The sequence below is a fragment of the Rhizobium sp. JAB6 genome, from assembly GCF_003024605.1.
Lineage (GTDB): Bacteria > Pseudomonadota > Alphaproteobacteria > Rhizobiales > Rhizobiaceae > Rhizobium.
Window position 1 is genome coordinate 815,361 of the sequence record NZ_PYJQ01000001.1, and the last position, 21,606, is coordinate 836,966.

Consider the following 21,606-nt stretch of genomic DNA (forward strand, 5'->3'; position numbering starts at 1 on the left):
TCATGAACATGACCGTCTCCCTTCCGCATCGCCACCTCGACCAGATGCAGCCCTGGAACGACAGGCAGCATCTGCTTGAATGTCTCTCGGTCACGCCCGAAGCGCCCGATGTGATGACCTTCACTTTCGGGTCCGATAAGGACAACTGGTTCCGATACCTCCCGGGCCAGTTCGTGACGCTGGAGCTGCCGACGGCTCCCGAGCCGGTCATGCGCACCTATACGCTGTCGTCGACGCCATCGCGGCCCTTCTCGATCGCCGTGACGGTGAAGGCGCAGAAGGACAGTATCGGCACGCGCTGGATGTTCGAGAACCTGAAGCCGGGCATGCGCATCAAGGCTTTCGGCCCGCTCGGCGATTTCAGCCACGTCCGCCATTCCGGCGAAAAATATCTCTTTGTTTCCGCCGGCTCTGGCATCACGCCGATGATGTCGATGACGCGCTATATGTCCGATATCGCACCGTTGTCGGACATCACCTTCGTCAATTGCTCGCGCAGCCCGACGGATATCATCTTCCGTTCCGAGCTCGAATATCTCGCCCGATTCATGCCGAACCTCAATCTCGGCTTCATCGTCGAAGGTTGCGGCCGCACCGATCTCTGGTCGGGCTTGAAGGGTCGTATCGACAAGGCGAAGATCGGCCTGCTGGCGCCCGATTTCATGGACCGGACGATCTTCTGCTGCGGTCCGGAAGTCTTCATGGATGCCGTGCGCTCCATGCTGGAAGCCCATGGCTTCGACATGTCGCGCTACCATCAGGAAAGCTTCCAGCCGGCCAATGCGGCGACGCCGCTTGCGGAAGTCTCCGGCGATGCCTCCGGGGAAGCTGCGACCACGATCCGCTTCACCATGGCGGGTAAGGATGTGGCCTGTGGCGCGGGCCAGACCGTGCTTCAGGCGGCGCGCGGCGCCGGCGTGCGCATTGGCGCGGCCTGCGAATCTGGCCTCTGCGGGACATGCCGTGTCATGAAGCTCTCCGGTGAAGTCGAGATGAGCCACAATGGCGGCATCCTCGACGACGAGATAGACGAGGGCTACATCCTCGCCTGCTGCTCTCGCCCGAAGACGGACGTGGAGATCGAGGCTTAAAAGTCCTGATAGTTGAGCTCGTTGATTTCGTCCGGCTTCGTTTGCGGAGTGGAAGCCGTGACGACCGGATCGACGTCCAGCATGAGGGAAACGAGCAACTGCCGCGGCCCGCTGCACATCTGTGCAAGTGCGATCGTCAGGTCCGGTGCGGGCAAGGGTTTGGCCGGCAGGAGATCGCCCTGCGGCCAGATCTTCGCGAGCTGAACCTTCGTCATCGGCACGACGTTGACATCGATATCCGTGAGCGTGCCCGGCACCCGGTAGGGGCAGCTTTTCTCCGAACAATTGTCGGACGAAACAAATTGCCAGATGGCGTAATTGTCCCAGTTGCCAAGCGGAAAGGTGCCTTTCACGTCGGGCTTGTAGCGTGCGTACCACAAGGGGAGCCGCGACAGCAGCGGATAGGAACCGCGGTGATCGGCGATATAGCGCGCGGTGTTATGGTTGACGTAGAGAATGGGATAGCGACCGGTTCTGACCTTGATGTGTGCGACGAAGATCTGCGCATCGTCCAGCGATATGAATTGCGTCGCGTCCATGCCGTCGATGTCGAGCACCATCAGCTCGTCAGGCTGCGGATTGGCATAATCGAGAAAATGATTGGCCTGATCGATCGGATTGCCCGGCCGCCCCAGATGATAGGCGCCCCATAAGAGGCCATTCGACTTTGCCAGCATACGACGTGTTTGAAACAGCTCGCGGCTGACGGCGTATTTGCGCCACATCGTCCTGCAATGGGCCACCGTATCGCCGCCATGATCGCCGGTGCAACTGAAGCTTTCGGGTAGTCCATCCGACGCCTTGGAGATGAAGCCGGCGATCCGCTTGTCCTGCAGAAAGGCAGCCCAGTCGATGGTGTTCAGCTCGTAAGCATCGACGATCAAGGCGTTTTTCGGATCGCTCCAAGGCTGGCTTTCACCGGCCGAAGGCTTGGAGACCGGCCCCATCAGGGCCAGGATCGTCAGCAAGCTGTAGATGAGGAGGTTACTCTTCCGGTATCCTTTCATGAAATAATAGTAAGGATTGCTGGTTAATCTTGGGTTAAGAGTGAAATCGCTATAGGTTCATCCCGGAGCCCCGCATAACTCCTTAATTCGGTAGGGATTTGAGGAACTAACCAACGTGCTGCCGCGTTCTTGTCGTCTACTCGGATATGCGACGAAGCAGGCAGTGACATCTTGCTCGGGAAGCATCCCCGACGAAACGCATGCAGGCTTGAGTACCAAGCCGAACCAGGGAAATGGAGATAAAAATGCTTGGTTTCCGTGCAAAAATCGCGACAGTTGTTCTTACGTCTGTAGTTGCCTTGACCAGCTTCACACCGTCTTTTGCCATGCAGATGCCCGCCGCCCCGGTCACTGATCAGTCCGCGCCCGCCCAGGCCGCGCCTGGCAATGTCGAGCAGGTGCAGTGGCGCCATGGCGGTTACTATCGCCGCGGCTGGTACGGCGGCTACCGCGGTTATCGCGGCGGCTATCGTCACGGCTATCGCTACCACGACGGCTATTGGTTCCCGCTGGCTGCCTTCGGCGCCGGTGCGCTCATCGGCGGCGCGATCGCAAGTCAGCCGCGCTATTACGAGCCGGCTCCGGCTCGGTCCGCTGGCATCAACCCGCGCCACGTCGCCTGGTGCGAGGCCCGCTATCGCTCCTATCGCGCCTACGACAATACCTTCCAGCCGAATTCCGGCCCGCGCCGGCAGTGCTACTCGCCGTATTTCTAATCGGCGTTTCCGGAACGACCAATGCCAGCCGTCCGGTTTCCCGCCGGGCGGCTTTTTGCGTGATTTGATGTCAGAGAATGTTGACCCGCTTGAGCAGCCACCATGCCAGCAGCATGGAGGCGATGATGAAGCCGACCGCATATCCAGTACCGCTTGCGCCGCCCGCCAGCGGGAGGCCGGATGTATTCATGCCGAAGAAGCCGGTTACCAGCGTCGGCGGCAGCAGAAATGCGGTCATGATCGAGAGTATATAGAGATGCCGGTTGATCTCCGAGGCGAGCTTCGAATCGATTTCTTCGTGCAATAGCCTCGCCCGCTCCTGCAGCGCATAGACGTCGTGTTCGACTGCTTCGAGCCGGCCGGTCAGGCGCGCCGCGACATCCTCGAATCCAAGCGGCATTTCCTCGTCATCCGAGGCGGCGGCATGGCGCATCAGCGAGAGAACGGTGCGCAGATGGCGATGCAGGCGCACGATGGTCCTCCGGATGGGCGGCAGCTTGGCACGCTCGTCGCGCGTGGTGTTGCCGTGCACGAAGTCCTCGATGGCATTCAATTCTTCGCTGATCTCTATGACGACGGAAATCAGCGTCCGCTGGAATTCGACGACGATCAGTTCGAAAATATCCACCGGGCCTGCAAATCGCGCGGCGTTCTTCTCGATCAGCACGCGGGTTCGGTCGAGGCTGCGAAGCGGCTGCAGGCGGGTGGTGATCAGCATGCGATCGGTGACGGCGAAATGCAGCCAGCCGATATCGTGGGTATTGTGAGCGAAGTCGCGCTGGAAATCGACCAATGTGCCGAACAGCATCTGCTCGTCGACCGTAATGGTCGCATGGGTCTCATGCGTGGTCAAAGCTATCCGCGCCGCTTCGTTCAATCCCGGCGCATCCTCGAGAAAGGCAGGCACGCGCGCATCGACGAGATTGAGATGCAGCCAGAGAAAACCCTCATCGCTGAAAAGCGTCGAGCGATCGGTATCGTCCGGCAGGCGCTCCGGCTTGGCTGCGCCGGGACGGAGACGGTATGCCCAGATGAAACCGGGTATGATATTGGCTGACGTGAGCGCGTTCATGGGGCATCGTTCGCTTTGTCTGAACAGTTGCCTTAGTCTTCATTCATGACAGCTGTTTATGCGACTCCCGAGCCGTGATGGAATAATCACGGATATCGGCAGCAATGTCACAGCAATGCAGCGCGTAAGACCTCCCTGACGAGGAGGTTCGCGAGATGGCGGAAATCAACATATTAGCGAGCGTCGGGAAATTGACGTTTACGTAAAAATAAATAAGCTGTAACCAGAGACGATCAATGATCCGGGTGAGGCGGCTCATTGCCGGTACCAGTGCGGAGGAAACAGCATGTACAAGGCGCCAGTCGAAGAAATCGCGTTCACGCTGAAGCATGTCGCGGGCATGGAACGCGCTATCGAAGAGGGCATTCTCGGCGATCTCAGCGTCGATCTTGTCGATGCCATCCTTTCTGAGGCCGGACGATTTGCCGGCGAGGAGGTGGAGCCGCTCGCCGAGAATGGCGACAGACAGGGCGCAAGGCTGGTGGATGGCAAGGTGGTTCTTCCGGACGGTTGGGAAAAGCTCTATCGCGACTGGATCGCCGGCGGCTGGAACGGCCTCACCGCACCGGAGGAGTTCGGCGGGCAGGGCCTGCCGCACATGCTGAATATAGCGACGCTGGAAATGTGGAATTCCGCCTCCATGGCCTTCGGCCTCGCACCGACGCTGACCATGGGAGCCGTCGAGGCGCTGCGGGCTCATGGCAGCGAAGACCTCAAGAGGATCTATCTGGCAAAATTGGTCTCGGGCGAGTGGACGGGGACCATGAACCTGACGGAGCCGCATGCCGGCTCCGATGTCGGCGCCTTGCGCACCCGCGCCGAACGCCGCGATGACGGCACCTATCGTCTCTTCGGCCAGAAGATCTTCATCACCTGGGGCGATCACGAGGCAGCCGAGAATATCGTCCATTTCGTCCTCGCCCGTCTTCCGGATGCGCCGACCGGCACGCGCGGCATTTCGCTCTTTCTCGTGCCGAAATTTCTTGTCAACGACGATGGCTCTCTGGGCGCTCGCAACGATTATTTCGCTCATTCCCTCGAACACAAGCTCGGTATTCACGGCTCGCCGACGTGCACGATGATTTATGGCGATGGAAAATACGGATCGGAAAAGGGCGCGGTCGGCTGGCTCGTCGGCGAGGAGAACAAGGGCCTCGCCTGCATGTTCACGATGATGAACAATGCCCGCCTGGCTGTCGGCATCCAGGGTGTTGCGATTGCCGAGGCCGCCACCCAGAAGGCTATCGCCTATGCTCGGGAGCGCACGCAGGGCCGTGCGCCAGATACGACATCCTCAGGCATGAGCCCGATCATCGAACATCCCGACGTCGCGCGCATGCTGCTGACGATGAAGGCCCTGACTCAAGGGGCGCGCGCCATCTGCTACGCCTGTGCGCAGGCGATCGACATGTCGCATCGCGACCCGCAGAAGGCCCCCTTCTGGCAGGAGCGCGCCGCCTTGCTGACCCCGATCGCCAAATCCTTCTCCACCGATGCCGGCGTCGACGTCGCTTCGCTCGGCATCCAGGTCCATGGCGGCATGGGCTTCATTGAGGAGACAGGTGCCGCGCGCCTGCTGCGCGACGCCCGAATTGCGCCGATCTACGAGGGCACGAACGGTATTCAGGCCATCGATCTGGTGACGCGAAAGCTGACGATCGCGAACGGTGATCATGTTCGCGGCTTCATCGGCGAACTGCGAGGCATCGCCGACTCCGTCGCCAAATCCAATCTGGAAGGTTTCGGCGAAACGGCGTCGCGTCTGGAGACAGCCATTGCCGATCTGGAAAAGGCAAGCGAATGGCTCTTGTCGAAACAGGCAGGGGGTGCTGTTGCCGAAGCACTGGCGGGTGCCACGCCTTACCAGCGGCTTTTCGGCCTCGTGCTGACCGGGTCTTATCTGGCCAAGGGCGGTCTTGCCGAAGCCGATGGCGGTGAGGGACCTAAGCGCATCGCACTCTGCCGCTTCGCCGCCGAAAATCTTCTGGCCGAAACTGCAGCTCTCTCCGATCGGGTCATTGCAGGCGCATCCAGCCTCGAAGCCGCCCGCGTCGCATTAGCCTGAGGGAAAGCCATGACCGACCATATCCTTATCGAACGCCCCGAGACTGCACAGCAGGTCCAGATCATCCGCTTCAATCGGCCGGAAAAGAAGAACGCCATCACCCGAGCCATGTATCAGACCATGACCGAAGCGCTGAAGGCCGCGGAAGCCGCGCCGGATGTTCGCGTCCATGCCTTCCTGGGCACGGAAGGCTGCTTCTCCGCCGGCAATGACCTTGCCGATTTCCTCGCCTTCGCCATGGGCGGCAATATGGGGCGCGAAGTTTTCGATTTTCTCGTCGCGCTGGCCAGCACGAAGAAACCCGTCGTCTCCGGCGTCGATGGCCTAGCGATCGGCATCGGCACGACGATCCACCTGCATTGCGATCTGACGATTGCTTCCGATCGCAGCCTGTTCAAGACACCCTTCGTCGATCTTGCGCTGGTTCCGGAAGCCGCTTCAAGCCTTCTTGCGCCGCGCGTCATGGGGCATCAACGCGCCTTTGCCCTGCTTGCGCTTGGGGAAGGTTTTTCCGCTGCCGAGGCCAAGGAAGCCGGCCTGATCTGGAAGGTGACGCCACCGGAAGCAGTGGAGGCTGAAACGCTGTCGCTGGCGGCCAAACTCGCCGCCAAGCCGCCCGAGGCACTTCGGATCGCCCGCGACCTGATGCGTGGCCCCCCTGACGCCGTCCTCGACAGAATCCAGAAGGAAGCCGAGCATTTCGCTGCCCAGTTGAAAAGCGCCGAAGCCCGCGCTGCTTTCGAGGCCTTCATGAAGCGGTGAAACACACCCACCCTCATGCTTCGAGACGGTCCTTCGGGCCTCCTCGGCGTGAGGGCTAATCTCTGGCGCATCTCGATCGTGAGCGACTCCGCCCTCATGGCGAGGTGCGAAGCCCAAAGACGTAGCCTCGAACCACGAGGGTCGGCCACCTCACTTATCCTGAAGAGAACTACTTCTCCAGCGCCGCAACCACCTCGACATGTGAGGTCCAAAGGAATTGGTCGATCGGCGTCACCCGCGTAATGCGATAGCCGCCCTCGACCAGAATAGAGAGGTCGCGGGCAAGCGTCAGCGGGTTGCAGGAGACGGCGACGATCTTCTTGACCTGTGAGCGAGCCAGTTCCTTGCATTGGAATTCCGCGCCGGCCCGGGGCGGGTCGAAGACGACGGCGTCGTAGACCTTCAATTCCTGCGCCATCAAGGGCCGGCGGAAAAGATCGCGGCGCTCAACGCTGACGGGCTTCAGCCCCTGCGTGTTGCGTGCGGCGTGATCCAAAGCGGCAAGCGGCTTGGCTTCACCTTCCACCGCATGCACGCGTCCGATCCGCGCCAGGCGAAGGGTGAACGTACCGCTGCCGGCGAAGAGATCGGCAACGCGTTTTGCCTTGCCGACATGGCTGGCTACCAGTTCGGCCATGGCATCTTCGGCCTGCTTGGTCGCCTGCGTGAAGGCGCCCGGCGGCGGTGCGACCTGTACGCCACCGAAATCGATCATCGGCTTTACCGGTTCGACCAGGATCTCGCCGTTCAGCGAAACGCGGGCGATGCCGCGAAGCGACAGCACGGTTTCGATGGTGCTGCGGCGCTGCTTGTCCGATAGCGACTTGATGCCGTCGACGGCGAGGTCGAGGCCGGTCTGCGTCTCCAATACGGAGATGCGGAAGGCTTCGGCATTGACGGCCATTGCCGCAGCGATCGTCTTGATCGCCGGCAGGCGGGCCATAATGCCGGTCGAAGCGATGGGACACTCCTCGATTGCAACGATGTGGTGACTTTCGGCTTGGTTGAAGCCGATCAGCATATCTTTTTCGGTCTTGCGCGCGGCGAAAACGACTCGCCGCCGCTCGCCGGGGTGCGCAGCGACAATATCGTCCACGTCGGGCGTCAGCCCCTTCGACCGCAGCGCGTCTATGACGAGCTGGCGCTTGAAGGCGCGATAGGGCCCATCGGCATAATGCTGCAGGCTGCAGCCGCCGCAGGTACCGTTGACGCCATGCGGGCCGAAGTGTCGACAGGGTGGTTCCTGCCGGTCCGGCGAGGCCGACGCGACCGACATCAGCGTGCCCTGGCTCTTTACTCGTGCGATGGCGACGTTTTCGCCCGGTAGCGTGAAGGGGACGTAGATCGGGCCATCGGCGCCCTGCGCGATGCCGTCGCCCTGGGCGCCGAGCTTCTGGATGGTAACGGTTTCGGTGCTCATGGCTTGATCCCTGCGAGAAGAAATTCCTGATTGCCGTCGCCGCCTGCGATCGGCGAGGTGATGAGGCCGAGGCTTTGCCAGCCCATGTCTTCGGTGAACCAACGCTCGAGCTCGGCCGCCACGGCCGGAGCGGAGGAGGGGTCCTTCAAAAGCCCGGCCTTGCCGATGGCATCGCGACCCGCCTCGAATTGCGGTTTTACGAGCAGAGCCGCCCGCGCACCGGGTTCGGCAAGCACAAGCGCCGGCGCCAGAGCCAGCTTGAGCGAAATGAACGAGACATCGGAAACGACGAACGAGATGGGTTCGCCTATGTCCTCTGCGGTCAGGTTGCGCGCATTCAGCCCTTCGATATTGGTCACGCGCGGATCGGCTTCTACGCGCGGATGCATCTGGTCGTGGCCCACGTCGATCGCCGTGACGTGGGCAGCACCTCGCTCAAGCAGCACCTCGGTGAAACCACCCGTCGATGCGCCGACGTCGAGACAATGCTGTCCGCGCGGATCGAGCCCGAAATGGTCGAGTGCTGCCACCAGCTTCAACGCCGCGCGCGAGACGTAATCCTGCGCGGGATCGTCGATACGGATCTGCGCGTCTTCGGTGAAGAGTGCGCCGGGCTTCGTCACGATCCTGCCATTCACGGTCACCGTGCCGCGCTGGATCGCATCGCGAGCGCGGGAGCGGCTGGCGAAGAGCGAAAGGGTGACGAGAAGCTGGTCGAGGCGTTGTGGTTCGGACATGGGCTGTCCATGCCGGTCAATGGGCTGTGTTGCAAGCCTTTTATGCTGATATCGGCGTTGACGCGGGATCGCGACAGGCGATAATCGCCGACATCAACGGTGGGGGGCATCATGCGAAAGATCTGTGGCTATGCAGCGTTGCTGGCGATGATCGCCGTTCCGGCTATGGCAAATGATACGATGGCCGAGCTGAAGACCGGCGGGCTCGCCTATGTCCGCACCGGCGATATCAGCATGGATCAGGAAAAGCTGTTCATCTCGCAGACCGAAGTTCGCGTCGATTACGTGTTCGAAAATACCTCCGACAAGGATGTCGAAAGCGTCGTCGCCTTCCCGATGCCTGACATCAAGGGCGACATAGACAACATGGTCGATACAGGAAATGTAGATTCCGATAATTTCCTCGGCTTCACCGTTACGCAGGATGGCAAGGCCATCACCCCGACCCTGCAGCAGCGCGTATCGGTTGCCGGGGTCGACATGACGGATGAATTGAAGGCCCATGGCGTACCCTTGCTGCCGCTGAGCAAGGCGGCCATGGAAGCCGTCGCCAAGCTGCCCGTCGATGTCCTCGAGGACTGGACAGCCCGGGGTTTGATCGCCGATGACGAATACGACAATGACGGCCAGGGTATGAAGCATCATCCGACGCCGATGTGGACGCTGCATACGACTTACTGGTGGCGCACGAAATTTCCGGCAAAGGCGAAGATTGCGGTCGAGCATCGCTACAAGCCAAGCGTCGGCGGCACGGTCGCCATCACTTTTGCCGGCGACGAAGATTACCAGAAGCGGCAGTTGCAGGCCTATCGCGGCAAATATTGCCTCGACGAGACTTTTCTGAAGACGGCGGCCAAGCTTGCCGCTGCTGCCGATAAGGGCGGTCGCGGCTACACCGAGAGCTGGATCTCCTATGTGCTGACGACCGGCGTCAACTGGTCCGGCCCGATCAAGCATTTCGAATTGACGGTCGATAAAGGCAGTCCTGAAAACTACATCAGCTTCTGCGGCACGAATGTAAGAAAGACCGGCGCGACGACGTTCCAGATGACGGCGCAGGATTTCTATCCGGAGCACGATCTGGATATCTTGATTTTGACAGCGGCTACCGTGAACTAGTGGCGCGCAATTGCGTCCCAAATTAAATAAATTTAAAGCCCAAGCCTCTACTCATGCCCGTGATTACGGCGATCCGTTTCAAGATCGCCGCCTGCCATGAAGGCTTCGCGCGTCAGCGTCCCAATCATGCCCCCTCCCTGAATTCTCCGAGCATGGCCGCGTCTCTCGTCGCGCGGTTCTATAAAAATGCTCGCCAGGACCTGCGCTCAGGAGGCGCCCGCTTATGTCCGCGAAAAAGCTCTCTTTGAATGGCAAGCTTGCCATCACATTTACGGCCCTGATCGCCATTTTCGCCTGCGTTTCCGCATTCGTCTATTCCAAGGAAGAGGTTTCCGCCGGCGCCGCCGTCGAGCAGGAAAGATCGCAGCAGCTCGTCAGCCTGATCGATGATTCGCTGCAGGCCATGCTGGAACAGGCGGTCAACCTGCGCGGCTTTCTGCTTCTGCGCAGCGACAGCACCTATGGTGATATCTTCAACAATCGCGAGCGGATGCTGAAGAGCATCGCCGCCGCCAAGCAGGCGGCTGCCGATTCACCGGATCTGCTGCAGGCGATCGACAATATGCAGAAAGCGGCCGATCTCTATTTCCATCAGCTCGCGGAGCCGCAGGCCAAGGCGCGCAAGGAAACCGAGATGCCGCTCGACCAGATCGTCAAGATCGGTCAGAACGAAACCAAGGGCCAGCTTGACGGTTTCCGCGATGCCGCGGCCAAGATCAAGCAAGCCGCCCGCGCCAAGGCAAGCAGTCTTGCAGCCATGCAGGGCGATGCCAATGGCGATCTGCGCTTGACCCTCATCCTCGGCGGCATCTTCGCGTCGCTTGCCGCCGCAGTGCTTGCATGGCTGCTGTCGCGCATCATCGTGCGCCCCATCGTCGGCATGACGGCGGCCATGGGTCGTCTGGCAAATGGTGAGCATGACATCGAAGTTCCGGCTGTCGGCCGCGGCGATGAAATCGGCCGCATGGCGGATGCCGTCCTCGTCTTCAAGCAAGCCGGTATCGAGAAGCTGCGCCTCGCCGGCGAGACCGAGCGCATGCGCAACGACGCCGAACGCCAGCGCCTGATGAATGATGAGCAGAAGGCGCGTGAAGAAGGCGAAATCCGTTTCGCCATGGAAGCGCTCGCCGGCGGCCTCGCGGCCCTGTCGTCGGGCAATGTCGCAACGCGTCTGAACGACAGCTTCGCGCCGCAGTTCGACAGCGTCCGCGCCGATTTCAATCATGCGGTCGAAAAGCTTGAAGCGGCCCTGCGGTCCGTCGGGCAAAATGCTTCCGCCATCAATGCCGGTGCTGACGAAATCCGCTCGGCCGCCGACGACCTGGCACATCGCACGGAACAGCAGGCCGCCGCCGTCGAGGAGACTGCCGCAGCCCTGGAGCAGGTCACGACGACCGTTCGCGACTCCGCCAAGCGGGCCGAGGATGTCGGCCACCTCGTCGAACGCGCTCGCCTCGGTGCGGAACGGTCCGGCGACGTGGTTCGCAAAGCCGTCGCGGCCATGCAGCAGATCGAAAAATCCTCGGGCGAGATCAGCAACATCATCAGCGTCATCGACGATATCGCGTTCCAGACCAACCTTCTGGCGCTGAATGCCGGCGTCGAGGCCGCACGTGCCGGAGATGCCGGCAAGGGCTTTGCTGTCGTTGCCCAGGAAGTGCGCGAGCTTGCCCAGCGCTCCGCCAATGCCGCCAAGGAAATCAAGTCGCTCATCACGACATCGAGCGATCAGGTCAATACCGGTGTGTCGCTGGTCGGCGAGACCGGCAAGGCGCTGGAACTGATCGTCTCGGAAGTGCAGGAAATCAACCGGCACATCGGCGCGATCGTCACCGCAACCCGCGAGCAGTCGACCGGCTTGCAGGAGATCAACACGGCGGTCAACAATATGGATCAGGGCACACAGAAGAATGCGGCCATGGTCGAGGAGCAGACGGCGGCCAGCCATGCGCTCGCGCGCGAGGCGGCGGCACTCAACGAGCTGCTTCAGCAATTCCGTCTCGGCAATGCCGCCAAGGCTGCACCCGCCAGGCCCGTTGCCGCGACGGGGCGCTCCAAGCCCGCAGCGTCTCCGGCTCGCGCCCTGGGCCGCACCATTGCCAAGGCTTTCGCCGGAAAGACGGGTGCTGCCGCCGCGCGGGATGATTGGGAAGAGTTCTGATCGTCAGGCGGGGACTTCGTGGGCGCCCCGCGAAGCGCTTACCGCGAAAATGCCTTCATAGACCCATCGGCGGCCCGTCGCTTTTCAGGCGGGCCGCTTCGTTTTTCACCGCTTGCCTGAAAGCATCATTGTCCGCGAGCTGTGCGACTTGTGGGCAGCGCCACTTGCCGAGCTAAAATGAGGCGTATTCGAGATCCCTTATGGCAATCGGCATCATCCATAATGCGCTTGATGCCCGATATGCGGGAACCTGATGCGACTAGGCAGCCGTAAGAATGCCGCCTGATTTCGCGTCTTATCCGGCTGCCTCGACGATGCGGCCGCGGCCGAGTGCCCGGAATACCGTCTGGACGATGCCGGCGCGATCCAGGCCCGCCATGGCGTTCATAGCCTCGGGCTTGGCCTGTTCCATCCAGATATCAGGCATGACCAGCGAGCGGATTTTCAGGCCATTGTCGAGCAGGGCCTCATTGGCGAGGAACTGCATGACCTGGCTGCCGAAGCCGCCGACCGAGCCTTCTTCGATAGTGATCAGGATCTCGTGATGGGCGGCAAGCTGGCGAATGAGATCGCGGTCGAGCGGCTTGGCAAAGCGCGCATCGGCGACGGTGGTCGACAGGCCGGCGGCATCGAGATCCTCGGCGGCAGCAAGGCTGTCGGCAAGACGCGTGCCGAAGGAGAGCAGGGCGACCTTCGACCCCTGTTTGATGACGCGGCCCTTGCCGATCTCGAGGATCTGACCGCGCTCCGGAAGATCGACGCCGACGCCTTCACCGCGCGGATAGCGGAAGGAGATCGGGCCGAGATCATAGGCGGCGGCTGTGCGCACCATATGCTTGAGCTCCGCCTCGTCGGCCGCGGCCATGACGACGAAACCGGGCAAGGTGGCGAGGAATGCCGTGTCGAAGGAGCCGGCATGTGTCGGCCCATCGGCGCCGACGAAACCGGCACGGTCGATCGGGAAACGCACCGGCAGGCCCTGAATGGCCACGTCGTGCACCACCTGGTCATAGGCGCGCTGCAGGAAGGTGGAATAAAGGGCGGCAAAGGGCTTGTAGCCTTCGGCGGCAAGGCCGGCGGCGAAGGTCACGGCGTGCTGCTCGGCAATGCCGACGTCGAAACAGCGCTTCGGGAAGACCTCCTGCAGCTTGTCGAGGCCAGTGCCGTTCGGCATGGCGGCGGTGATGCCGACGATCTTGTCGTCGAGCGTCGCTTCCTGCACCAAAGCGTCCGCAAAAACGCTTGTGTAGCTCGGCGCATTCGGTTTCACCTTCGTCTGCGCGCCGGTGATGACATCGAACTTGTTGACCCCATGATATTTGTCGGCGGCCGCCTCGGCGGGCGGATAGCCCTTGCCCTTCTGCGTCACGACATGAATCAGCACCGGCCCCTGCGCATTGTCGCGCACGTTGCGCAGTACCGGCAGCAGATGCTCGAAGGAATGGCCGTCGATCGGGCCGATATGGTAGAAGCCCATCTCCTCGAACATGGTGCCGCCGGTCACATAACCCCGTGCGTGCTCGACTGCCCGGGTGATGGCGCGGTCGACTTTCTTGCCGAGATAGGCGGTCAGCTTCTTGCCGAAATCCCGGAAGCCCATATAGGTGCGGCCGGAGGCGAGGCGCGCGAGATAGGCGCTCATCGCTCCCGTCGGCGGGGCAATCGACATGTCGTTGTCGTTGAGGATGACGATCAGCCGCGCATCGAGCGCGCCGGCGTTGTTCAGAGCTTCATAGGCCATGCCGGCCGACATGGCGCCGTCGCCGATGACGGCGATGACGCGGCGGTCGGTATTATCGAGTTCGGCGGCAACCGCCATGCCGAGGCCGGCGGAAATGGACGTGGACGAATGGGCGGCGCCGAAGGGATCATATTCGCTTTCGGCCCGGCGCGTGAAGCCGGAAAGACCGCCTTCCTGCCGCAGTGTGCGGATGCGGTCGCGACGCCCCGTCAGGATCTTGTGCGGGTAACACTGATGTCCGACGTCGAAGATCAGCCGATCGTTCGGCGTATTGAAGACGCTGTGGATCGCGATGGTCAGCTCGACCACGCCGAGGCCGGCGCCAAGATGTCCGCCGGTGCGCGATACCGCATCGATCATCTCGTCGCGGACTTCGCGGGCGAGCTGCGGCAATTCCCGGTCCTCCAGCTTTCGCAGGTCGGAAGGATATTGGACCCGGTCGAGCAGGGGCGTCTGTGGCATTTGTGTCAAGGCGGATGCCTCTTTCTTGCTATTCTTGGGCGGTTGAACGCCTTTACGTCAAAACAGATTGCGACAAAAGGCGCCGAATTCAAGGTGCTCCCGAACAAGAAACATGTGGGAGTGTTATGAACCCGTTAGCCCTCCGGCAGGGGAATGAACTCTTCCTCGTCGCCCGGCACGATATCGAAGCGGCCCGTGCGCCATTCTTCCTTGGCCTTTTCGATGCGTTCCTTCGAGGACGAGACGAAATTCCACCAGATATAGCGCTTCGAATTGAGCGCTGCACCGCCAAAAAGCATGAAATGACAGCCTTTTTCGGCGGCCTCCAGCGTTATCGCGTCGCCCGGGCGGAAGACGAGGAGCTGATCCTGCTCGAAACGGTCGCCGGCGACGACGAGCGAACCGGAGAGAATATAGACCGCGCGTTCCTCATGCACTGCCCCAAAAGGAAACGTCGTGTTCGGCTGCAGTTGCAGATCGACGTAGAGTGTGTCGGAGAAGGATTTCACCGGCGACTTCAGGCCTTCGAAATTGCCGATCACCACGCGCCCGCTCACGCCGGCATCGGTAATGAGGGGCAATTCGTCCTTCTCCGTGTGTGCAAAGGAAGGATCGATCTCTTCCTTGTCGTCGGGCAGCGCCAGCCACGTCTGCAAGCCGGACATGGAAAACGGATGGTCGCGCAGGTTCTCCGGCGTGCGCTCGGAATGCACGATGCCGCGCCCGGCGGTCATCAGGTTGATGTCGCCGGGGCGGATCACCTTGGCCGTGCCGAGGCTGTCCATATGGCGGATTTCGCCGTCGAACAGATAGGTGACGGTGGAAAGGCCGATATGCGGATGCGGACGAACGTCGAGTGCTTGGCCCGGCCGTAAAATGGCAGGACCCATGCGGTCGAAAAAGATGAACGGCCCCACCAGCCGCCGCCGGCTGCTCGGAAGTGCGCGCCGCACGGAGAAGCCGCCGAGGTCGCTGGTGCGCGGGATAATCAGATTTTCAATCGCGTCACAGGCGAAGGCATCACCGGCCCGGGGATCGTTGCCTGGGAAAAAGGACATATCGGCTCTCCTTTCGGTTGGAGCACAACCTACCGGGTTAACCTACCGGCAATGTCAACCAAACTCAAATTTTCCGGTTTCGTTTCAAGCGCCATCAAGCACTTCCGTGCCCTGCGGCTTGCCGGCTCGGTCGAGCCTGATCTTCTCGATGCGATTTTCCGCGGCCGAAAGCAGCGCCTCGCAATGCTTCTTCAGCGCTTCGCCACGTTCATAGATCGAAATGGATTCATCGAGCGCCACATCGCCGCGCTCAAGCCGGGCGACGATGCTTTCAAGCTCCGCCACGGCCTTCTCGAAGGAATAGCCTGATACATCTGCCTTGGCGTTCTCGCTCATCGTCAACCTCTCATCATGCGCAGAATATGCATCCCCGCCGACTCGGCGAGGCCTTCCAGATCATAGCCGCCTTCAAGCAGACTGACGACCCGGTTCTTGGCGCTGCGGTCGGCAACCTCGAGCAGCCGCCCCGTCGCCCAGTCGAAATCCTCGCCGGTCAGGTTCAATTGCGCCAGCGGATCGCGGTGATGGGCGTCGAAACCGGCCGAGATGATGATGAGATCGGGGCTGAAGTCAGCGAGCGCCGGCAGAATGCGCGATTTGAAGGCTTCGCGGAAATGATCGCCGCCCGTGTTGGGGGAGAGCGGTGCATTGACGATGGTATTATGGGTGCCGTTCTCGTCCTTTTTCCCCGTGCCGGGATAGAGCGGCATCTGATGGGTGGAGCAGAAGAGCACCGAGGGATCGTCCCAGAAAATATCCTGCGTGCCGTTGCCGTGGTGCACATCCCAGTCGACGATGGCGACGCGCTCGGCGCCGTGTGTCTTTTGCGCGTGGCGCGCGGCGATCGCGGCATTGTTGAAGAAACAGAAGCCCATGGCCTTGGTCTTCTCGGCATGGTGCCCGGGCGGGCGGGCTGCGACGAAGACATTGTCGGCGGCACCTGAGAAGACGTCGTCGACCGCCGCCATCGCGCCGCCGACGCCATGCATGATCGCCTGCAACGTCTTCGGGCTGGCATAGGTATCGGCTTCCAGCTGGCTGATCTCGCCGTCGTCGCCCTTGTCCGGCATCGAGCGCTGCACGAAATCCAGATGCTCTTCGGGATGGGCAAGCAGGACCGCATCCTCATGCGCGGCAGGCGCTTTCCGCCGGTCCAGCCGCTCGAAGTTCGGATGCTCCAGCGCGATATTCAAGGATCGGAGCCGATCCGGCCGTTCGGGGTGACCTGCCGGAACGATGTGTTCAAGGAAGATCGGATGTTCGTAAAGACGTGTGCTCATGGGGCCAATCTATAAACGAGGTGTGACGCCTATTACAGGACATGGACCATGTCACTACAATGTCAACAATCCATCTTAACCACTTTGGAATGGCGCCCGTTTACTTATCGAAGCGTGGTGTTAAGCTTTCATTAAGGTCAGTATGGCGTCGGCCAGGGTTATTGCGTCATGGCGAGAGTAGAACGATCCGATGTCATCGAGGTAAGGGTGCCGCCGCGCGATGTCGACCGGCACGGTCAGATGTTTATCGCCTCCTATATCTCGCAGGCAGAGACGGCACTCTCGAACTTCTGGCGTACGCGGCCGCTGGTCGATGACGAGCCCGTCTATATCGCCAGGAAGGCGTCCTGTTCGCTGCACAGGGCCTTGCACTATGACGACCTTGCCCGCTACTCGATCAGTGTCAACAAGATCGGCGGCAAGTCGGTCGGTTTCGTCGTCGTGGTCGAAACCGGCAACGAACTGGCGGCGGAAGTGGAAATCCTCTGGCTCGCGGTGCGCGGCGACGAGCATGATCCCGTGCCGCTGCCGGAAGACACGCGCGACTGGCTCTATAAATATCTGGCTTGAGCCTAATTCTAGCTCCGCTGCGGCAGCAGCGGATAGCCGGCCATGACAGCGCGGCCGACAAGAGCCGCAACCACCGCCTTGATGATATCGCCCGGCACGAAGCCCAGAGACCCGATAAATGCCTTGTTGAAGCCGATATTGATGGCGAGCCAGGCGATGCCGAACGCGTAGAGCACCACCACGCCGCCGATAACAGCAGCGATGAAGAAGCCGATACCCTGCGTGAGGCTGCTTTGCTCAGGCTTCACCAACCGCTCGCAAAGATAGCCGGTGACGAAGGCTGCGAATATCCAGCCGACGAAGAAACCGGCAGTCGGGCCTGCAAATACGGCAAGACCGCCGCGTCCGCCGGAAAGGACCGGCAATCCGATCGTCACGAGGACCACCACCAAGAGCACCGCGATCGTGCCGCGCTTGGCGCCAAGTACGACGCCGGCGAGCATGACGCCGAGCGACTGGGCGGTGATCGGAACCGGAATGATGCCGATGGGGATGGGCGGCAACAGGCCGAGCGCCACGATGATGGCGGCAAAAAGTGCCGAAAGCACGAGATCGCGGGTGTTCATGGCGGCTCCCTCCAACAAAGATCCATGTTCATTGACGCCGAATGCCGCGCGCGTCAATCGCCGCCGCGATATTGTCAGCATCGCGCAGCGTCAGGATGATCAGCGGCGCGAGCGTGGTTGCCAGGCGCACCTTGATCCCGCGTGCCTGATGCGCTTCGCGGATTGCGCGGTAGCGATCGAGAATTTCGGGCACGAAACGGATGACCAGGCCGACCGCCAATCCGATATCGGCTGCCTTGAGCAGGCCGAGCTTTTCGAGCGGCATGGCGAGGGCGGTGATCTCGTCGATTAAGGCAGCCATCGAGGTCGTGGCCGTGACCGTGGCGGCAAACAGCGCAAGCGCGGTCAAGCGCAGGGCGGTGACGATCGCCGCATGCAGCGGACCGACGAGTGCGGCGAAAATCGCCAGGACAGTAATCGAGATCAGGATGGGCCGCAGCCGCCGCAGCGCCTCTGCGACAGGCAAGCCGCTGCGAAAATAAAGGGCGGCGCCGCCAAGATTTGCACAGGCGAGCACCGGGATAGAGTGGGTCAGGAACAGCAGGAGGCCGAGCGTGGCAAGCGCAAGCAGTTTCAGGCGCGGCGAAAGCCGATGCATCCATGTATCCGCATCCACATGCAGCGTCTTCATCAGCCGGCCATTTCCCTGTAGCGCGCGATCGCTTCCGCAGCAGGAGCGTCGGCGACGAGCCGGCCCTGGTCGAACAGCAGCACGCGCTCAAAATCCTCAAGCAGCGGCAGATCGTGGCTGATGACGATGACATTCTCTGGAAGCGTCGCCATTGTCCTCTGCACGAGTGCCCGGTTCTTGAGATCGAGCTGGTTGGTCGGTTCGTCGAGAATAAGGATATCGGGGCCGGTGACGAGCACCGAGCAGAGCGCCGCCATCTGCAATTCCCCGCCGGAAAGTTCATGCGCCCGCCGCGCGCCGAGATGGCCGACGCCGAACCGCCCGAGAATGCCCTCGACCGCGGCTTCGATCTGCGCCTTGTCAAATCCGCGCGCCTTGAGCCCGAAGGCGATATCGTCGCGCACGATGGGCAGAATGATCTGGTTTTGTGGTGACTGGAAGATATAGCCCACCTTGCCGAGCACTTCGGCAGCGTCGCCAACCGTATCGAGCCCATCGACTACGACGCGCCCGCTCGTCGGCTTGACGAGCCCGTTGATCAACCGCGCAAATGTCGTCTTGCCGGAGCCGTTGAGGCCGATCACTCCGATCCGGCGCTCCTGAAGCGTAAGGTTCAGCGGAACCAGCGCCGTGCGGCTGCCATAGTCGACGCCGGCATTTTCGAAGCGGATGTCCAAGCGGCTTCCCTGTTCGGTGGTGTGCTCGCGGAGCTATAGCGCATCGCCTCGATTTATCAAATCGGCGCCTCTTTGAAAGCATGGGAATTTATGCCTATGATCCCGCAATGACGAATCTGCTCTCGAATCGTGACGCCCGCCGCGTGTTCCTTGCCAAGCAGGGGCTCGCCAATCCGCCCAACCGCGCCTTGACCAAGGCGGGGCTGCTGCAGCTTATCCACGATATCGGTTTCGTGCAGGTGGATAGTATCGCCACCGTCGAGCGCGCCCATCACCAGATCCTGTTTTCGCGTAACCAGACCTATCGGCGAGAGCACCTGACGGAACTCCTTGAAAAGGACGGCGCGCTTTTCGAGAATTGGACGCATGACGCCTCGATCCTTCCGAGTGCCTTCTTCGTCTATTGGAAGCACCGCTTCCGCCGCGAGGAAGCGGCGATCATCGAGCGCTGGCGGAAATGGCGCGGCGAGGGGTTCGAGGCGGCCTTCGAGGAAACCTACGAGCGCGTGCTGAAGAATGGCGCGATCACCGCCCGCGAGGTGAAGGCGGAGGACCATGTCTCCGGCGGCTGGTGGAACTGGCACCCCAACAAGACGGCGCTCGAATATTTCTGGCGCACCGGCAAGTTCGCCATTGCCGGCCGCACGAATTTCCAGAAGGTCTACGATCTCGTGGAGCGCGTGTTGCCGAGCCATTTCCACGAGCCGGAAGTCGGGCACGACGAGTTCGTCGACTGGGCCTGCCGCAGCGCGCTGCAGCGCCTCGGCTTCGCGACCTCGGGCGAAATCGCCGCCTTCTGGGATCTCGTGACGCCGCAGGAGGCGAAGAGCTGGGTCGAGACGCACCGCGATGAACTGACCGAAGTGCTGGTCGAGCCTGCCGCCGGCGGCAAGCCTCGGCTTTCCCTTGCTTTCCTCGATTTCCATGACACGCTCGACAGCCACGCCGAAGCGCCGGCGCGCATCCGCGTCCTCAGCCCCTTCGATCCCACGCTGCGCGACCGCAACCGCACCGAACGCCTCTTCGGCTTCTTCTATCGCATCGAGATCTTCGTGCCGGAACCGAAGCGGGAATATGGCTACTATGTCTTCCCGCTTTTGGAAGGAGACCGGCTGATCGGACGGATCGACATGAAGGCCGACCGCAAGGCGGGCACTCTGGATGTCAAGCGCCTCTGGCTCGAACCCGGTGTCAAGCGATCCGCCGGCCGGCTGGAGAAGCTGGAAGCGGAGCTGGAGCGCGTTGCCCGTTTCACCGGTGTCGAGAAAGTGGTTTTTCTCGAAGGCTGGCGGGGATGACCGACTGTTCCCTTTCGAGAAATCGGTGGTGAGTGGCCTCAGGGAAACTGCCGCTGATTTCGGGGACAGCGATCGGCTGGACACCGTTCGGATTTTCGATGGACATAATGATGCGGTCCAATTCATGCTGGACTATAAAGCTGACGGCCGCGATTTTCTGGTTCGGTCCGAGGCCGGACATCTCGATCTTCCAAGAGCACTCGAAGGAAGCCTGGCCGGCGGATTGTTTGCGATGTATGCCGCGCCGGAGCATGAGCCGGTGGATGATCTGACGATCACCCATGATGGCTATGAAGTTCGCTATGCAGAGGCCTTGAATCCGGACCATGCCCGCCGGCAAATCGACGGGCAGCTTTCGGCCATAAAGAAGCTGATCGGGCGCTCGGGCGATAAAATCCGTCTGGCAACGAGCGTCAGCCAGATCGAAGCGGCACGACATGCCGGCGTCTTTGCCGTCGTGCTCCATATGGAAGGCGCCGACGCCATTGGCCCCAATCTCGGTTATCTGGATAGCCTCTACGATGCCGGTCTTCGATCCCTGGGCATCGTGTGGAGCCGCCCCAATATCTTTGGCTACGGCGTTCCGTTCGCCTATCCAAGATCGCCCGATACCGGGCCCGGCCTCACGGATTTGGGAAAGGATCTGGTCAGAAGATGCAACGAACTGGGGATCATGATCGATGTTTCCCATCTGAACGAGCGCGGATTTTGGGATGTCGCCGCATTGAGCACCGCACCGCTCGTGGCCACGCACGCCTGCGCCCATGCCATATGTCCATCGACCCGAAATCTCACCGACCGGCAATTGGACGCCATCCGCGATAGCGGCGGCGTCGTTGGCTTGAATTTAGCCGTCAACGATATCCGCGCGGATGCCAATCTTGAGGAGGACACCCCGCTCGAGGCCGTCATTCGCCAGATCGACTATCTCGTCGCCCGCCTCGGTGCCGATGGGCTCGCTCTCGGATCGGACTTCGATGGCGCCGTCATGCCGCGCGAGATAAGAGACGCAAGCGGCTTGCCGCGTCTCGTCGATGCCATGCGCAAGAGCGGATTCGACGAGCTGAGCTTACGAAAATTCGCCTATGATAGTTGGTTGCGCGTATTCGACGTGACGTGGCCGGATCGATCGTAAGCTTTGCCACCTCCCCTTGAAGGGACATACCAACAGAG

The 21,606-nt window shown here is 61.4% G+C and carries 20 protein-coding genes; 9 read left to right on the forward strand and 11 right to left on the reverse strand.

What is annotated here, in order from left to right:
* The first annotated feature begins 2 nt into the window (after positions 1-2).
* A complete protein-coding gene (locus tag C7U61_RS03960; RefSeq protein WP_106996798.1) occupies positions 3-1,091 on the forward strand; it encodes a hybrid-cluster NAD(P)-dependent oxidoreductase in 1,089 nt (362 codons plus the stop codon).
* Here C7U61_RS03960 and C7U61_RS03965 read toward each other — a convergent pair.
* Positions 1,088-2,098, reverse strand: coding sequence for a GH25 family lysozyme (locus tag C7U61_RS03965; protein WP_106996799.1), 1,011 nt, complete (start codon positions 2,096-2,098; stop codon positions 1,088-1,090). The two genes, C7U61_RS03960 and C7U61_RS03965, sit on opposite strands and share 4 nt — an antisense overlap.
* A gap of 245 nt (positions 2,099-2,343) precedes the next feature.
* On the opposite strand from C7U61_RS03965, the gene C7U61_RS03970 reads away from it, so the two are divergent.
* Positions 2,344-2,814, forward strand: a complete 471-nt coding sequence (locus C7U61_RS03970) for a BA14K family protein (protein WP_106996800.1) — start codon at positions 2,344-2,346, stop codon at positions 2,812-2,814.
* 70 nt (positions 2,815-2,884) lie between these two features.
* Here the strand turns inward: C7U61_RS03970 and C7U61_RS03975 are convergent, their stop codons facing one another.
* Positions 2,885-3,886: a transporter gene (locus C7U61_RS03975; protein ID WP_106996801.1), complete on the reverse strand. Its 1,002-nt coding sequence runs from the start codon at positions 3,884-3,886 to the stop codon at positions 2,885-2,887.
* Between the two features lie 286 nt (positions 3,887-4,172).
* Between C7U61_RS03975 and C7U61_RS03980 the strand changes: the two genes are divergently transcribed.
* Positions 4,173-5,951 carry an acyl-CoA dehydrogenase gene (locus C7U61_RS03980; RefSeq protein WP_106996802.1) on the forward strand — a complete coding sequence of 593 codons (1,779 nt, stop codon included), beginning with the start codon at positions 4,173-4,175 and terminating at the stop codon, positions 5,949-5,951.
* Positions 5,952-5,960: 9 nt separating this feature from the next.
* Complete coding sequence (locus tag C7U61_RS03985) at positions 5,961-6,713, forward strand: crotonase/enoyl-CoA hydratase family protein (RefSeq protein ID WP_106996803.1); 753 nt, start codon at positions 5,961-5,963, stop codon at positions 6,711-6,713.
* A 169-nt stretch (positions 6,714-6,882) separates the two neighbouring features.
* Here C7U61_RS03985 and C7U61_RS03990 read toward each other — a convergent pair whose 3' ends face one another.
* Together C7U61_RS03990 and C7U61_RS03995 are read right to left on the reverse strand one after the other, a co-directional pair.
* Entirely contained in the window at positions 6,883-8,133 is a 1,251-nt protein-coding gene (locus tag C7U61_RS03990) for a class I SAM-dependent RNA methyltransferase (protein ID WP_106996804.1), read from the reverse strand.
* A complete protein-coding gene (locus C7U61_RS03995; protein ID WP_106996805.1) occupies positions 8,130-8,870 on the reverse strand; it encodes a TlyA family RNA methyltransferase in 741 nt (246 codons plus the stop codon). Before C7U61_RS03995 ends, C7U61_RS03990 begins: the two co-directional genes overlap by 4 nt.
* A gap of 111 nt (positions 8,871-8,981) precedes the next feature.
* Between C7U61_RS03995 and C7U61_RS04000 the strand changes: the two genes are divergently transcribed.
* Both C7U61_RS04000 and C7U61_RS04005 read left to right on the forward strand, forming a co-directional pair.
* Entirely contained in the window at positions 8,982-9,989 is a 1,008-nt protein-coding gene (locus tag C7U61_RS04000) for a DUF4424 domain-containing protein (protein WP_106996806.1), read from the forward strand.
* Between the two features lie 223 nt (positions 9,990-10,212).
* Positions 10,213-12,150 carry a methyl-accepting chemotaxis protein gene (locus C7U61_RS04005; RefSeq protein ID WP_106996807.1) on the forward strand — a complete coding sequence of 646 codons (1,938 nt, stop codon included), beginning with the start codon at positions 10,213-10,215 and terminating at the stop codon, positions 12,148-12,150.
* A gap of 295 nt (positions 12,151-12,445) precedes the next feature.
* Here the strand turns inward: C7U61_RS04005 and dxs are convergent, their stop codons facing one another.
* From dxs to C7U61_RS04025, 4 genes are all read right to left on the reverse strand, one after another.
* Positions 12,446-14,362 (reverse strand): 1-deoxy-D-xylulose-5-phosphate synthase, encoded by a 1,917-nt coding sequence (dxs, locus tag C7U61_RS04010; protein ID WP_106996808.1) that lies wholly within the window; start codon positions 14,360-14,362, stop codon positions 12,446-12,448.
* Positions 14,363-14,487: 125 nt separating this feature from the next.
* On the reverse strand, positions 14,488-15,411 hold the full coding sequence (locus C7U61_RS04015; protein ID WP_106996809.1) for a pirin family protein: 924 nt from the start codon (positions 15,409-15,411) through the stop codon (positions 14,488-14,490).
* Positions 15,412-15,495: 84 nt separating this feature from the next.
* Entirely contained in the window at positions 15,496-15,747 is a 252-nt protein-coding gene (locus C7U61_RS04020) for an exodeoxyribonuclease VII small subunit (RefSeq protein ID WP_106996810.1), read from the reverse strand.
* Positions 15,748-15,749: 2 nt separating this feature from the next.
* Entirely contained in the window at positions 15,750-16,691 is a 942-nt protein-coding gene (locus tag C7U61_RS04025) for a histone deacetylase family protein (RefSeq protein ID WP_106996811.1), read from the reverse strand.
* A gap of 168 nt (positions 16,692-16,859) precedes the next feature.
* Here C7U61_RS04025 and C7U61_RS04030 point away from each other — a divergent pair, with 168 nt between their 5' ends.
* Positions 16,860-17,261 (forward strand): thioesterase, encoded by a 402-nt coding sequence (locus C7U61_RS04030; protein ID WP_106996812.1) that lies wholly within the window; start codon positions 16,860-16,862, stop codon positions 17,259-17,261.
* Positions 17,262-17,269: 8 nt separating this feature from the next.
* On the opposite strand, the gene C7U61_RS04035 is transcribed toward C7U61_RS04030, so the two are convergent.
* Genes C7U61_RS04035 through C7U61_RS04045 form a run of 3 tightly spaced genes read right to left on the reverse strand, consistent with a single transcriptional unit; the run spans position 17,270 to position 19,135 of the window.
* Positions 17,270-17,827: a biotin transporter BioY gene (locus tag C7U61_RS04035; RefSeq protein WP_106996813.1), complete on the reverse strand. Its 558-nt coding sequence runs from the start codon at positions 17,825-17,827 to the stop codon at positions 17,270-17,272.
* A gap of 28 nt (positions 17,828-17,855) precedes the next feature.
* Positions 17,856-18,458, reverse strand: coding sequence for an energy-coupling factor transporter transmembrane protein EcfT (locus C7U61_RS04040; RefSeq protein ID WP_106996814.1), 603 nt, complete (start codon positions 18,456-18,458; stop codon positions 17,856-17,858).
* A complete protein-coding gene (locus C7U61_RS04045; protein WP_106996815.1) occupies positions 18,458-19,135 on the reverse strand; it encodes an ABC transporter ATP-binding protein in 678 nt (225 codons plus the stop codon). Before C7U61_RS04045 ends, C7U61_RS04040 begins: the two co-directional genes overlap by 1 nt.
* 107 nt (positions 19,136-19,242) lie before the next feature.
* Here C7U61_RS04045 and C7U61_RS04050 point away from each other — a divergent pair, with 107 nt between their 5' ends.
* Positions 19,243-20,433: a winged helix-turn-helix domain-containing protein gene (locus tag C7U61_RS04050; RefSeq protein WP_181315776.1), complete on the forward strand. Its 1,191-nt coding sequence runs from the start codon at positions 19,243-19,245 to the stop codon at positions 20,431-20,433.
* 28 nt (positions 20,434-20,461) lie between these two features.
* Positions 20,462-21,568, forward strand: a complete 1,107-nt coding sequence (locus tag C7U61_RS04055; protein ID WP_280952746.1) for a dipeptidase — start codon at positions 20,462-20,464, stop codon at positions 21,566-21,568.
* The last annotated feature ends 38 nt before the right edge of the window (positions 21,569-21,606 follow it).

What these genes read in the sequence shown, in the direction of transcription:
- C7U61_RS03960 (WP_106996798.1), top strand. Translation starts at nt 3, where the DNA reads ATGAACATGACCGTCTCCCTTCCGCATCGCCACCTCGACCAGATGCAG.
- C7U61_RS03965 (WP_106996799.1), bottom strand. Translation starts at nt 2,098, where the DNA reads ATGAAAGGATACCGGAAGAGTAACCTCCTCATCTACAGCTTGCTGACG.
- C7U61_RS03970 (WP_106996800.1), top strand. Translation starts at nt 2,344, where the DNA reads ATGCTTGGTTTCCGTGCAAAAATCGCGACAGTTGTTCTTACGTCTGTA.
- C7U61_RS03975 (WP_106996801.1), bottom strand. Translation starts at nt 3,886, where the DNA reads ATGAACGCGCTCACGTCAGCCAATATCATACCCGGTTTCATCTGGGCA.
- C7U61_RS03980 (WP_106996802.1), top strand. Translation starts at nt 4,173, where the DNA reads ATGTACAAGGCGCCAGTCGAAGAAATCGCGTTCACGCTGAAGCATGTC.
- C7U61_RS03985 (WP_106996803.1), top strand. Translation starts at nt 5,961, where the DNA reads ATGACCGACCATATCCTTATCGAACGCCCCGAGACTGCACAGCAGGTC.
- C7U61_RS03990 (WP_106996804.1), bottom strand. Translation starts at nt 8,133, where the DNA reads ATGAGCACCGAAACCGTTACCATCCAGAAGCTCGGCGCCCAGGGCGAC.
- C7U61_RS03995 (WP_106996805.1), bottom strand. Translation starts at nt 8,870, where the DNA reads ATGTCCGAACCACAACGCCTCGACCAGCTTCTCGTCACCCTTTCGCTC.
- C7U61_RS04000 (WP_106996806.1), top strand. Translation starts at nt 8,982, where the DNA reads ATGCGAAAGATCTGTGGCTATGCAGCGTTGCTGGCGATGATCGCCGTT.
- C7U61_RS04005 (WP_106996807.1), top strand. Translation starts at nt 10,213, where the DNA reads ATGTCCGCGAAAAAGCTCTCTTTGAATGGCAAGCTTGCCATCACATTT.
- C7U61_RS04015 (WP_106996809.1), bottom strand. Translation starts at nt 15,411, where the DNA reads ATGTCCTTTTTCCCAGGCAACGATCCCCGGGCCGGTGATGCCTTCGCC.
- C7U61_RS04020 (WP_106996810.1), bottom strand. Translation starts at nt 15,747, where the DNA reads ATGAGCGAGAACGCCAAGGCAGATGTATCAGGCTATTCCTTCGAGAAG.
- C7U61_RS04025 (WP_106996811.1), bottom strand. Translation starts at nt 16,691, where the DNA reads ATGAGCACACGTCTTTACGAACATCCGATCTTCCTTGAACACATCGTT.
- C7U61_RS04030 (WP_106996812.1), top strand. Translation starts at nt 16,860, where the DNA reads ATGGCGAGAGTAGAACGATCCGATGTCATCGAGGTAAGGGTGCCGCCG.
- C7U61_RS04035 (WP_106996813.1), bottom strand. Translation starts at nt 17,827, where the DNA reads ATGAACACCCGCGATCTCGTGCTTTCGGCACTTTTTGCCGCCATCATC.
- C7U61_RS04040 (WP_106996814.1), bottom strand. Translation starts at nt 18,458, where the DNA reads ATGAAGACGCTGCATGTGGATGCGGATACATGGATGCATCGGCTTTCG.
- C7U61_RS04050 (WP_181315776.1), top strand. Translation starts at nt 19,243, where the DNA reads ATGACGAATCTGCTCTCGAATCGTGACGCCCGCCGCGTGTTCCTTGCC.